At 63.2% G+C, this 11,340-nt stretch carries 13 protein-coding genes; all 13 read left to right on the top strand.

The features are described from left to right. Window positions 1–98 precede the first annotated feature (98 nt). The 13 genes from HCT51_RS14905 (at window position 99) to fusA (ending at window position 11,285) form a co-directional block, all read left to right on the top strand. Window positions 99–524 carry a type II secretion system protein gene (locus HCT51_RS14905; RefSeq protein WP_166876979.1) on the top strand — a complete coding sequence of 142 codons (426 nt, stop codon included), beginning with the start codon at window positions 99–101 and terminating at the stop codon, window positions 522–524. An 82-nt stretch (window positions 525–606) separates the two neighbouring features. After that, on the top strand, window positions 607–1,041 hold the full coding sequence (locus tag HCT51_RS14900; protein WP_166876982.1) for a type IV pilus modification PilV family protein: 435 nt from the start codon (window positions 607–609) through the stop codon (window positions 1,039–1,041). Then, window positions 1,038–1,613, top strand: a complete 576-nt coding sequence (locus HCT51_RS14895; RefSeq protein WP_166876985.1) for a type II secretion system protein — start codon at window positions 1,038–1,040, stop codon at window positions 1,611–1,613. Before HCT51_RS14900 ends, HCT51_RS14895 begins: the two co-directional genes overlap by 4 nt. A 5-nt stretch (window positions 1,614–1,618) precedes the next feature. Next, entirely contained in the window at window positions 1,619–3,217 is a 1,599-nt protein-coding gene (locus HCT51_RS14890; RefSeq protein ID WP_166876988.1) for a polymer-forming cytoskeletal protein, read from the top strand. A gap of 13 nt (window positions 3,218–3,230) precedes the next feature. After that, window positions 3,231–4,043 (top strand): prepilin peptidase, encoded by an 813-nt coding sequence (locus HCT51_RS14885; RefSeq protein ID WP_224760520.1) that lies wholly within the window; start codon window positions 3,231–3,233, stop codon window positions 4,041–4,043. Between the two features lie 9 nt (window positions 4,044–4,052). Beyond that, entirely contained in the window at window positions 4,053–5,093 is a 1,041-nt protein-coding gene (pilM, locus tag HCT51_RS14880) for a type IV pilus assembly protein PilM (RefSeq protein ID WP_166876995.1), read from the top strand. Next, window positions 5,090–5,755 (top strand): hypothetical protein, encoded by a 666-nt coding sequence (locus tag HCT51_RS14875; RefSeq protein ID WP_166876998.1) that lies wholly within the window; start codon window positions 5,090–5,092, stop codon window positions 5,753–5,755. Before pilM ends, HCT51_RS14875 begins: the two co-directional genes overlap by 4 nt. Continuing rightward, entirely contained in the window at window positions 5,755–6,483 is a 729-nt protein-coding gene (gene pilO / locus HCT51_RS14870) for a type 4a pilus biogenesis protein PilO (protein WP_166877001.1), read from the top strand. Before HCT51_RS14875 ends, pilO begins: the two co-directional genes overlap by 1 nt. A 69-nt stretch (window positions 6,484–6,552) precedes the next feature. Next, window positions 6,553–7,578 carry a hypothetical protein gene (locus HCT51_RS14865; RefSeq protein ID WP_166877005.1) on the top strand — a complete coding sequence of 342 codons (1,026 nt, stop codon included), beginning with the start codon at window positions 6,553–6,555 and terminating at the stop codon, window positions 7,576–7,578. Further along, window positions 7,550–7,993 carry a DUF6121 family protein gene (locus tag HCT51_RS14860; RefSeq protein WP_166877008.1) on the top strand — a complete coding sequence of 148 codons (444 nt, stop codon included), beginning with the start codon at window positions 7,550–7,552 and terminating at the stop codon, window positions 7,991–7,993. The genes HCT51_RS14865 and HCT51_RS14860 overlap by 29 nt, the downstream gene beginning before the upstream one ends. 228 nt (window positions 7,994–8,221) lie before the next feature. Further along, complete coding sequence (gene rpsL, locus HCT51_RS14855) at window positions 8,222–8,596, top strand: 30S ribosomal protein S12 (protein WP_055787040.1); 375 nt, start codon at window positions 8,222–8,224, stop codon at window positions 8,594–8,596. Then, the gene (rpsG, locus tag HCT51_RS14850) at window positions 8,596–9,066 is read left to right on the top strand and encodes a 30S ribosomal protein S7 (RefSeq protein ID WP_166877011.1); all 471 of its coding nucleotides are present in this window, start codon (window positions 8,596–8,598) and stop codon (window positions 9,064–9,066) included. The genes rpsL and rpsG overlap by 1 nt, the downstream gene beginning before the upstream one ends. 104 nt (window positions 9,067–9,170) lie before the next feature. Next, the gene (gene fusA / locus HCT51_RS14845; protein WP_166877016.1) at window positions 9,171–11,285 is read left to right on the top strand and encodes an elongation factor G; all 2,115 of its coding nucleotides are present in this window, start codon (window positions 9,171–9,173) and stop codon (window positions 11,283–11,285) included. The last annotated feature ends 55 nt before the right edge of the window (window positions 11,286–11,340 follow it).

The following is an 11,340-nucleotide window of genomic DNA, read 5'->3' as shown; positions in this document are numbered from 1 at the left end:
GTATTGCGCCAGTCCTTTCTGCCACAATCCACTTGGGGGGCTATTCACAATGGGGGCCACCTGTCCACGCAAGTCACATGAACAGGAACGGAAAAATCATGACTGCTTTCATCAAGGCGCTTGAAGCCAAGCGCGTCGCACTCGGCAAGGACGAAAAGGGCTTCACCCTGATCGAACTCCTCGTCGTTGTCATCATCATCGGCATCTTGGCCGCCATCGCCATCCCGATCTTCCTTGGCCAGCAGGAGCAGGCCAAGGGAAGCGCGGTGGAGTCGGCAATCACCAACGCGAAGACAGCGGTAGTCGCGAAGATGGTGGAGTCTGGGTCCTACCCAGTCGCCGCCGACATCACGGCCATTGTGGACCAGTTCAGTGATGGGCCTGTCGCTGTCGCTATCGGTGGCACTGGCACTGCATTCTGTGTCGCTGGCACGCACACGGATCTGACGGGTGCCTCGTGGGCCGCGGATGACAACAGCGGCGTTATCGAAGGCACTTGTGTCGCTAACGTAGCCACGCCGTAGTAGCAACAGCGGTGGGGAGCCCAGAAATGGTCTCCCCACCGCTCCCATCGCGTCGCAATCATTTCGGAAGGGGGCCCGAACAGTGAACGAAAACGCGAACCCGGACCCCAACCCGAATGAGTCTGGCTTTGGACTCATCGAGATCATGGTCTCGATGTTCCTGATCGCCATGCTCGCCGTGGCGTTCCTACCGTTGCTGATCAACGGCCTGCGCACCACAGTCACCAATGCCACGATTGCAACCGCCAGCCAGCTCGTCAACGAGCAGCTTGACTCCGCACGTGACGTCCCGGCGAATTGCGCCGACATCAGTGCGTTCGACGATCTTCCCGTGGCGACGACGACGGATGACCGCGGCACTGTATACCGCCCACACAGGACCGTCGCAACCTGCTCGACAGATCCGACGGTCTATCCCAGCGTCGTCAAGGTAACCGCCTGGGTCACCAAAGATGGTGAGACCAATCGGCTGGCCGAAGCCGTGACACTTATCTACCTCGAAACGCCGACGCCATGAGCACCCGTATGAAGTCCGAGCGCGGCATGACGCTGATCGAACTGGTCATCTACTCGATGCTGGCAGTTGTTGTCCTGACCATTGTCGGCGGCATACTCATCAACTCGATCAATGCGGACAAGACAGTACGCGAGGCATCCAACGCCAGCAGCAGCGCCCAACTCGTCTCCCAGTCCTTTACGCACGGTGTTCGCCACGCTCGAGAGCTGGAACGGGCGGTTCCCTTTGCAGGTGCAGAAGTGCTGCGGGCATTGATCGTCGACAACGCGGTCAGTAGCCCCGCTGCCGCGCACTGTGAGGCGTGGTATTTCGGCGCGGGCGAGATCCGCACAACCCGCTCCTCCAGCGCGATTCCGCTGCCGGTCGACGCGACTGACGTGGCCGACTGGACGCTGCTCGCAGAGGGCGCAGATCCCATCACGGGAGTTCAAGTGTTCGCTCAGTCGGACCTGACCGCGGCGCTCACGGTGCAAGTCGCCACGGGCGATGAACAACCAGTCTTGATCGAGACCACCGCCGTGAGTCGGCAGCCCGATGTCATTCCGATCGAAGTGGAATCGCTATGTTTCTAACCCGAATGACGCAACGACGCTCGTCCGAACAGGGAAGCGCACTCATTGCCGTATTGGGTGTAATGGCGGTGGCGGCGATCATCGCGGTGACCGTGACGACGTCTACCGTGCATGCGCTCGGCGTGACGAGCTCGAACCGGGCGTCGGTGCAGGCCCGCGCCGCCGCGGAAGCGGGCATCGACCAGGCTCTCGTTGACCTTCAGAACACGTGCACGGTGACCTCTCAGTCACTGACGGCTCCGCGCTATGAATACGTGTTCTCCTACGCCTTGAATTCCGTATCGCCCTCGTGGCAGCCGGGCTGTCCACCCGACGACGCAAAACTCGTGCGGATCGTGTCCACTGGCCACGCGGAAGATCCCGGCGTCGCGGGTGCGAGCTCGGGCAACAGTCGTGAAATCGAGGCGATTTACGCGTACATTCCCGTCTACGTCGAAGTGCCGGCGATTGAGCCCGCAGTGTATGCGCACACGATGGAGGGCACATTCAAGAACTTCGTGCTCAACTCTTCGGCCGAGAGCATCAAGGCTGATGTGCAGATTAAGAACGGCAACGTGATTTGCCTGAACGGTGCGACAATCGACGGCTCGGTAGTGCTGGCAAACGGTTACGTCGACCTCGATCGCTGCAATGTGAACGGCGATATCCACGTATCGCAGACAGTCAACATCGACGGCAGCGGCACCGTGGTAAAAGGCAACATCATCGCGCTCGGGCAGGGATCCGCAGTGGGCGCCGAGGTGGTGCGGTTGCGAAGCGGGATCGGCGAAGTGCAGGGCAGCGTGCACGCTGGCGGCAACATCCGCGTAGAAGACCTCGTGAAAGGCGGCGTGACGCTCGCTGGAACGGCCAGCCACGTAGTGCGCGTCGACAGCAGCGGTCGGGTGATGGGTGACGTCGTCTCAAGTGGAACCCTCAACATCAGCGGCACAGTGGACGGGTCGACAACAAGCGGCCTGACGGGGCTCGCCACCCTTCCGGCACCTCGCGTCCCTGATTGGACCGACATCCCGTACCCGTCCTCAAGCTGGGGCGGCTACACCGAAGTGATGTGGTCCGGCGATTGCAACGTCGGAAACTCGCACGCGTTCTGGGACGGCCTTGCCACGCAGACTGCGACAACGGGCAACATCGTCGTGAACGCGTTGAGTTGCGGGGCCGCCGGTATCAATTTCCAGAACAACATTCGCAACCTCGTGTTGAGCGCGAACGTGTCGTTCATCGCCTGGAAATTTCACGTAGACAAGCTCGTCGTCGATTCGAACGACGCGACAACCCGGTACCTGTGGTTCATGGTTCCGGACAATGTGAACGATGACCTGCCGACGTGCACCGGCGACGCGGGAACGATCACGCTCACCAACGAAGCAGACATTGACGCCACGATCTCGGCGATGGCATACACGCCATGCAAGGTGATCAGCGATCGCAACAACTGGCGCGGACAGCTGTATGGCGGCACCATGGAGTTCCTGCAGCAGGCGCAACTCGTTTACGTGCCGGTCGGGGTGCCGGGCGTTGACTTCGACGCCAGCCTGCCGCCCATCATGGCCTTGGACGATGCGCTACTCGGCGATCGCGTGAGCTATCGCGAGCTGGGGTAACTGAGTGGTCGCGGTGCTCACCACAGGAGCCGGTCTATTCGGTGCCCTCATCGGGTCGTTCCTCAACGTCGTCATCTTCAGGGTGCCCGCGGGACGCTCGATTGTCTCGCCGCCGAGCGCATGCGGGGCGTGTGGTGCCGGCATACGACCGTGGGACAACGTCCCCGTTGTGTCGTGGTTGTGGCTGCGCGGGCGCTGCCGGGACTGCGACGCCAAGATCTCGGCACGGTATCCGTTGGTGGAACTCGGCACCGCGTTGTTCTTTGCCGTAGTCGGGTGGTGGCTGCTGTCGGCAGACTCGACAAACGGATGGGGCTGGATGGCAACGGTCGCGGTGCTCGTGGCATTCCTGTACCTGGCCGCGATCAGCGTTGCTCTCGCGCTCATCGACATTGACACGTACACGCTCCCAAACAAGATCGTGCTACCCGCGTACCCGGTCGGCGCAGCGCTGCTGGGCGCAGCAGCCCTACTCGCCTCGGAACCGGGCCGGCTACTGCCCGCGCTCGTCGGGGCGGGCGCGCTGTTCGGGCTGTACCTGGTAATGGCACTTGTGTACCCAGGCGGCATGGGATTCGGCGACGTGAAGCTCGCCGGAGTGCTTGGGCTGTACCTCGGTTGGGTCGGCTGGGGCTCGCTCGCGGTCGGCGCGTTCGCGGCGTTCTTGCTCGGCGGCCTGTTTGCCGTGATACTCGTGATTATCCGCAGGGCTGGTCGTCGCACAGCGATTCCGTTCGGTCCGTGGATGATCGTGGGGGCATGGGTGGGGATGCTGGGTGGCGATGCCATCGCACGCGCATATTTAACGATGTTCGGTTTGGTCTAGGGGGAAGCAATGGCGACGCGAATTGTCGGAGTCGATATCGGCGAAACAGCGCTACGTGGGGTCGAGGTGGAGAACACACCGAAAGCGCGGCCCACTGTCTTGCGTTACCACGAGGTCCCCATCCCTGCGGGCGCTGTCCGGAGCGGCGAAGTGATGGAAGTGCACACCGTCGCGACAGCGCTGAAGCAGCTGTGGACAGACGGCAAGTTCAAGAGCAAGGATGTCGTGCTGGGCATCGGCAACCAGAAGGTGTTGGCGCGTGACCTGACTGTGGCGAGGCAGCCCATCGCTCGTATCCGTGAGGCCCTCCCATTTCAGGTGCAAGAACTGATCCCGGTGCCTGTCGAAGACGCGCTGCTCGATTTCTACCCCATCGCCGAGGTGGAAGGTGAGCACGGGCCAGCGGTCGCTGGCCTGCTGATTGCCGCCGTAAAGGCAGCGGTCGAGGTGAACGTGCGCGCGGTCCAGGAGGCGGGGCTCGCCCCTGTCGATGTGGACCTGATTCCGTTCGCCCTTCAGCGAGCCCTCGGATCATCGACCGGCACGACCGCGCTGATCGACGTCGGCGCGGCCACGACCAACGTGCTGCTGGTCACCGCCGGCGTTCCCCAGTTTGTTCGCATCATCCCGAACGGCGGTGATGACCTGACTCGCGCCCTGGTATCCAGGCTCGATATCGAGCGGCCTGAGGCCGAGCAGTTCAAGTTCGGTCTGGGGATGGTGCCAAGCGCTTCCGCACCGGAGCATCAGCCCGTCGCGGCACTGATCTACGAGATCACCTCGGAACTATTGAACAGTCTGCGCAACACACTCAATTACTTCGGCAATACCCGTCCCAACGGCACCATCGACCGGATCGTGCTCAGCGGCGGCGGATCACACTTGCCGGGCTTCGCGCAGGTGCTCGGTGAGGCAACGCAGATTCCGGTGGAGTACGGCGATCCCTTTGGCAAGGTATTGGTGGCATCCGGTGGGCACAGCGCCGCGATGAACGGACGTCAGCACTCCATGACGGTCGCGCTCGGCCTGGCAATGAGGGGTGCAGCATGAGTGCCAAAGATCAGCCGTTGATTCTCGGAGGCGTGCCACGGGCCGACCTCCTGCCTCCAGAGGTACGCAACCTGCAGCGAGGCAAGAAAGCCGTCCGACTGGCGCTCGCCGGGGTTGTTGTGGTGGCCATCGTCGTTGCCGGTGGCGTGGGCTTCGGTGTGGTCCGTTCGGTGTCCAGCCAGATCGAACTGCAGAGTGAACGTGATCGCACGGACGACCTGCTCGCCCAACAACTGAATTTTGCCGAGGCCAGATCGGTCGCCAACCAGGTCGATGAGGCCGTACTCGCGCGTCGACTGGCGACGACGACAGAAATCGACTGGCGTGCCTTCCTCGATGAAGTTGCGGCGACCCTTCCGCTCGGCGTTTCTCTGACCGAGATCGTGGTTGATTCGACCGCGCCGTCGGAGGTGGAACCTGCTGCAGAGGCGGTGCCTCTGCAAGAGGACTGGGTTGCCACGGTCACGATCAACGCGACAAGCCTTACCGTTCCGAACGTCGAACTGTGGCTGAACGATCTGGAGGGTCTGACCGGGTTCGCCGGTGTCGCGCCGCCGGTCACCGTCGAGGGAACTCCCGAGGATGGCTACCAGGTCAAGATCGAGGTTCACGTGAACGAGCAGGTCTACACCGGGCGGTTTGAGGAAGAGGCGGCTGGCTGATGAGCAAGACACGACTGTGGATGATTGGCGCGGCGCTCTTGGCCGTCGTTATCGTCGGGCTGGGCTGGTTCGTGGGCGTCGCGCCGGCAATGGATCAGGCTCGCAAAGCCGATGACGAGCGCAAATCGGTCGCGGCGATCAACGAGATTCACGAGGCCACACTGCGGGAGCTCGAGGAACTGGACGCTGACCTGCCGAACCTCAAGGCCGAGCTGGCGGGGCTCCGCGAGGCGCTTCCCACCGACACGGCGATCGCGACGCTGCTGGGGCAGCTGAACGCGATCGCGGAGCAGAACGGCATGCAGCTGACGGCGTTCAGTGCGCTCACGCCAGAAGAGTTCGCTGCATCGGAGGGTGCCGCTGCGCCCGTGGCTCCCGCAGAGGCTGGCACCGATACCGCCACGCCAGCACCATCAGCGCCGGAAACACCGGCGGCCCCTGCTGCACCGATTCCGGTCGGAACATCAACCTTCGTGGCCATTCCCGTTTTGGTCACCGTCACGGGCAGCGGGCCCGGACTGATGGGGTTTATCGAGAACGCGCAGTTCGGAAAGCGGCTGCTGCTCGCCACCAACGTGAAAATCACCAATGACGGCAGCGGCAGCACGTCGACCGTCGAAGGCTACATCTTCGTGATGGAACAGCCCGAGGGTGCCGCTACCAGCGACCCAGAGTCGACCGATTCCGATTCTGCTGAGTCCGAGCCAGCCAACGCGTCGGGCCGCTAGTTTGTACCCCGATCGAGGCACACCGGTAAGCTGAGGTGATCCCGACAACGGGCGAAGGAGTGGGTAGCTATGGCCGATGACAAGACCGTGCCGAACCAGGACGAGAACCGCACGCCGCGAACCGACCCGGAATTCGCAGGCGACGAGGTCGTCGAGCCGACGGCCGCCAGCACACCCGCCTACGAGGAGCATGACCCGGCGGTTGTCGCCGAGCCCGCACCCGACGAGCCCATGTTCGCCGAGACCCAGGCCGACGTTGTCGATGACCGAAGCGCCACGCCCGCGCTGGTTGAGCCTCCGACGGCGGAGCGCTCGACCTTCGCGCCGCCGGTGATTCCGGCCGCTGCTGAGGCTCGGGAAGCGCACGTTGACCGCGAGCCCATCGCGGATCGTGAGCCCGTCGCCTCCGCTCAAGACGACGAAATCTCCGCGCCCATCGTTGCCCCGGTGGCCGCAGCCGGCGCCGCTCCGGCAACTCAGGTGTACCCGGCATCCGCACCCCAGCCGGAACAGCCGCAGATCGTCTACATCAGCGAGCCAAACCCGCCGAAGAAGAAGAGCAACCGCGGTCTCGGCGCCCTGCTCGCCATCGGCGCCACGGTCGTCTTCGCGGTGCTCTTCGCCATCGTCTCGGCCCTGCTCATCATGCTGATCCCACCGCGGCAGGACTTCCTCGAGAACTACCTCAGTTTCGTCACGAACCCGTCGTTCTGGTTGCCCGTGATCGTGTTCGCGATCGCATACATCCTGCTGGTGCTGATCAGCAACAACGCCGGCTGGTGGGCGCACGTGCTCGGCGGCTTCATCGTGGCCATACTCGTCTATCTGGCCTTCATCGGCGGCGGACTGCTCGGCGCCCAGGCCTGGACCCTCACCCTCGAGAACGCCACCCGGTTCACCAACGCCCTGTGGCTCAACCCGCTCGCGATCGCGGCGTTCATCGTCGCGCGTGAGGTTCCGATCTGGATGGGCGCCGCGATCAGTGCGCGCGGTCGCAAGGTGAAGGCCCGCAACATCGAGCAGCGTGAGGAGTTCGACCGCGAGCAGGATGCGAAGCGGGCCGAATATGAGCGAGCAAACGCCCGAACGGCCTAAATCGATCTTTCTCGCCGTGCTCGCCACGGTTACCTACCTCGCGTTGGTGATCACGGCGTGGGGGCTGCTCAGCATCGCGCTGGACCGTGATGTGATCGAGAACCGGGATGCCGGAACCCTCGTCGGGCCGGCGATGGCATTCGCGGCATCCGTCGTCACGTTCTTCAGCCTCCGCGGCGCCAGGACGATGCGCAGTCCGGTCGGCCGCGCGGTCGTCGCGGTGGCCTGTTCCTACCTGGCCATGGTCGTCGTGGCCGCGGTCGGGGCGCCGGTGATAGTGGGGGATGTCGCATCCGGACCGTTCGCGATCACTGCGGCGCTGCTGTCCGGTGTCACCGTGGTCTGCGTCTGGCTCTACGAGCACCGGCAGCGACCGCCGTGGCGCGACCCGCGGCTCCGATCTGACGAGTACTGAGGCCACCCGGCGGCCATTGCACACGAGCCTCCCGTACGGTGCTATTATTCTTCGGGTGTGTGCTATGGCGCAGGCTGTAAGACACACCGAAGCTGGGTCGGCTCGTCAGTAGTGGCGAGAGGCCCCCACGGCATATCCATCATCACAGCGGTCAACACTCGTTGCCCGCGATGGGTCTGATTTCATCACCCGCTGTCACCGTGCAGCACTTATAAGGAGCAAACTTTAGTGCCAACTATTCAGCAGTTGGTCCGTAAGGGACGCAGCCCGAAGGTCACCAAGACCAAGGCGCCCGCCCTGAAGGCCAACCCCCAGCAGCGCGGCGTCTGCACGCGTGTTTACACCACCACACCGAAGAAGCCGAACTCGGCGCTTCGTAAGGTTGCCCGCGTCAAGCTGTCCAACGGCACCGAGGTCACCGCGTACATCCCCGGCGAGGGCCACAACCTGCAGGAGCACTCGATGGTGCTCGTTCGCGGTGGTCGTGTGAAGGACCTCCCCGGTGTTCGCTACAAGATCGTTCGTGGCGCCCTGGACACCCAGGCCGTCAAGAACCGCAAGCAGGCTCGCAGCCGCTACGGCGCGAAGATGGAGAAGAAGTAATGCCTCGCAAGGGACCAGCTCCTAAGCGCCCCGTCGTCGCCGACCCGGTTTACGGTGCGCCGATTGTCAGCCAGCTCGTCAACAAGATCCTGCTTGACGGAAAGAAGTCCGTCGCCGAGCGCATCGTCTACGGTGCCCTCGAAGGCGTGTCGACCAAGAACGGCCAGGACGCCGTCGTAACCCTGAAGAAGGCGCTCGACAACGTGCGCCCCACGCTTGAGGTTCGCAGCCGTCGTGTCGGTGGCTCGACGTACCAGGTTCCGGTTGAGGTCAAGCCTCACCGCGCCAACACCCTCGCCCTCCGCTGGCTCACGAGCTACGCCAAGGCGCGCCGCGAGAAGACGATGACCGAGCGTCTCACCAACGAGATCCTCGACGCATCGAACGGTCTCGGCGCCGCTGTCAAGCGTCGCGAAGACACCCACAAGATGGCCGAGTCGAACAAGGCGTTCGCGCACTACCGCTGGTAGTCGCATCCGTGGTCGGGCTTGTCGCACCAGTTGTTCACCAACTGGCGGTAGACAAGCCCGGCATCCGGATCTCGCGAATCGCAAACCAATAACGGAGGAAACCTGTGGCACAGGAAGTGCTCACCGACCTGAACAAGGTCCGCAACATCGGCATCATGGCTCACATCGATGCTGGCAAGACCACAACGACCGAGCGCATCCTGTTCTACACGGGCGTCAACCGCAAGCTGGGCGAAACCCACGACGGCGCGGCGACCACTGACTGGATGGAGCAGGAGCAGGAACGTGGCATCACGATTACCTCTGCTGCGGTGACCTGTTTCTGGGCCAACAACCAGATCAACATCATCGACACCCCCGGTCACGTTGACTTCACCGTCGAGGTGGAGCGTTCGCTTCGCGTGCTCGACGGTGCCGTCGCCGTGTTCGACGGCAAGGAGGGCGTCGAGCCCCAGTCTGAGACTGTCTGGCGTCAGGCCGACAAGTACGAAGTGCCCCGCATCTGCTTCGTCAACAAGATGGACAAGCTCGGAGCCGACTTCTACTACACCGTCGACACCATCGTGAAGCGCCTCGGCGCCAAGCCGCTGGTGTTGCAGCTGCCGATCGGTGAGGAGTCGAACTTCGAGGGAGTCGTCGACCTCGTCGAGATGCGTGCGCTTACCTGGCGCGGCGACTCCAAGGGTGACGTCACCCTCGGCGCCTCGTACGAGATCGAGCCCATCCCGGCCGACCTCGTCGACAAGGCCAACGAGTACCGCACCGCGCTGCTCGAGGTCGTCGCCGAGACCGACGACGCGCTGATGGAGCGGTACTTCGGTGGCGAAGAGCTCACCGTTGCCGAGATCAAGGGCGCGATCCGCAAGCTCACCGTGAACAGCGAGATCTACCCGGTGCTCTGTGGCTCGGCGTTCAAGAACCGCGGTGTGCAGCCCATGCTCGACGCGGTTGTGGACTACCTCCCCAGCCCGCTCGACGTGCCCGCCACCGAGGCTCATGACCCGCGCGACGAAGAGAAGGTCATCCTGCGCAAGCCGTCGGCTGACGAGCCCTTCGCGGCTCTCGCCTTCAAGGTCGCGGTGCACCCGTTCTTCGGTCGTCTGACCTACATTCGGGTGTACTCCGGAAAGCTTGAGAGTGGTGCGGCTGTTGCCAACTCCACCAAGGGCAAGAAGGAGCGCATCGGAAAGATCTTCCAGATGTATGCCAACAAGGAGAACCCGGTTGACGGCGTTACCGCTGGCCACATCTACGCGGTCATCGGCCTCAAGGACACCACCACCGGTGACACCCTGTGCGACCCGGCCAACCAGGTCGTGCTCGAGTCGATGACCTTCCCCGATCCCGTGATCGAGGTCGCCATCGAGCCGAAGACCAAGGCTGACCAGGAAAAGCTGGGCATGGCGATCCAGAAGCTGGCCGAGGAAGACCCGACGTTCCGCGTCGAGCAGAACCACGAGACCGGCCAGACGGTCATCAAGGGTATGGGTGAGCTTCACCTCGACATCCTCGTTGACCGCATGAAGCGCGAGTTCAGGGTCGAGGCCAACGTCGGCAAGCCGCAGGTCGCCTACCGCGAAACCCTGCGCCGCAAGGTCGAGAAGTACGACTACACCCACAAGAAGCAGACCGGTGGATCCGGTCAGTTCGCGAAGGTGCAGATCTCTCTCGAGCCGATGGACATCACCGCCGACAAGACGTACGAGTTCGAGAACAAGGTCACTGGTGGCCGCGTTCCCCGCGAGTACATCGGTTCGGTCGACGCGGGCATCCAGGATGCCATGCAGGTCGGCGTGCTCGCAGGCTTCCCGACCGTCGGTGTCCGGGCCGCGCTGATCGATGGTGCAGCCCACGACGTTGACTCCTCGGAGATGGCGTTCAAGATTGCCGGATCGATGGCCTACAAAGAGGCTGCTCGTAAGGCCAACCCTGTTCTGCTCGAGCCGCTGATGGCTGTCGAGGTGCGCACCCCTGAGGAATACATGGGCGACGTCATCGGCGACCTGAACTCGCGTCGCGGTCAGATCCAGTCCATGGAGGATGCGACCGGCGTCAAGGTCGTTCGCGCTTTCGTGCCGCTTTCGGAGATGTTCGGATACGTGGGTGACCTGAGGTCGAAGACCTCTGGCCGCGCCGTGTACTCGATGACCTTCGAGTCGTATGCGGAGGTCCCGAAGGCTGTCGCCGACGAGATCGTTCAGAAGAGCAAGGGCGAATAGCCCTTAAAAACGAGGGCGAGCCTCGCCCGAGTAACATAAGTACACACAAATCAGC

The sequence above is a fragment of the Salinibacterium sp. ZJ450 genome, assembly GCF_011751885.2.
Classification (GTDB): domain Bacteria; phylum Actinomycetota; class Actinomycetes; order Actinomycetales; family Microbacteriaceae; genus Ruicaihuangia.
Note: the sequence above shows the minus strand (reverse complement) of the source record. Positions and strands in the feature narration are given on the sequence as shown.

Excerpts from the sequence above, each read along its gene's own strand:
- HCT51_RS14875 (WP_166876998.1), top strand. The coding sequence starts at position 5,090 with ATGAGTGCCAAAGATCAGCCGTTGATTCTCGGAGGCGTGCCACGGGCC.
- rpsG (WP_166877011.1), top strand. The coding sequence starts at position 8,596 with ATGCCTCGCAAGGGACCAGCTCCTAAGCGCCCCGTCGTCGCCGACCCG.
- HCT51_RS14895 (WP_166876985.1), top strand. The coding sequence starts at position 1,038 with ATGAGCACCCGTATGAAGTCCGAGCGCGGCATGACGCTGATCGAACTG.
- HCT51_RS14890 (WP_166876988.1), top strand. The coding sequence starts at position 1,619 with ATGACGCAACGACGCTCGTCCGAACAGGGAAGCGCACTCATTGCCGTA.
- HCT51_RS14860 (WP_166877008.1), top strand. The coding sequence starts at position 7,550 with ATGAGCGAGCAAACGCCCGAACGGCCTAAATCGATCTTTCTCGCCGTG.
- pilO (WP_166877001.1), top strand. The coding sequence starts at position 5,755 with ATGAGCAAGACACGACTGTGGATGATTGGCGCGGCGCTCTTGGCCGTC.
- pilM (WP_166876995.1), top strand. The coding sequence starts at position 4,053 with ATGGCGACGCGAATTGTCGGAGTCGATATCGGCGAAACAGCGCTACGT.
- HCT51_RS14865 (WP_166877005.1), top strand. The coding sequence starts at position 6,553 with ATGGCCGATGACAAGACCGTGCCGAACCAGGACGAGAACCGCACGCCG.
- HCT51_RS14905 (WP_166876979.1), top strand. The coding sequence starts at position 99 with ATGACTGCTTTCATCAAGGCGCTTGAAGCCAAGCGCGTCGCACTCGGC.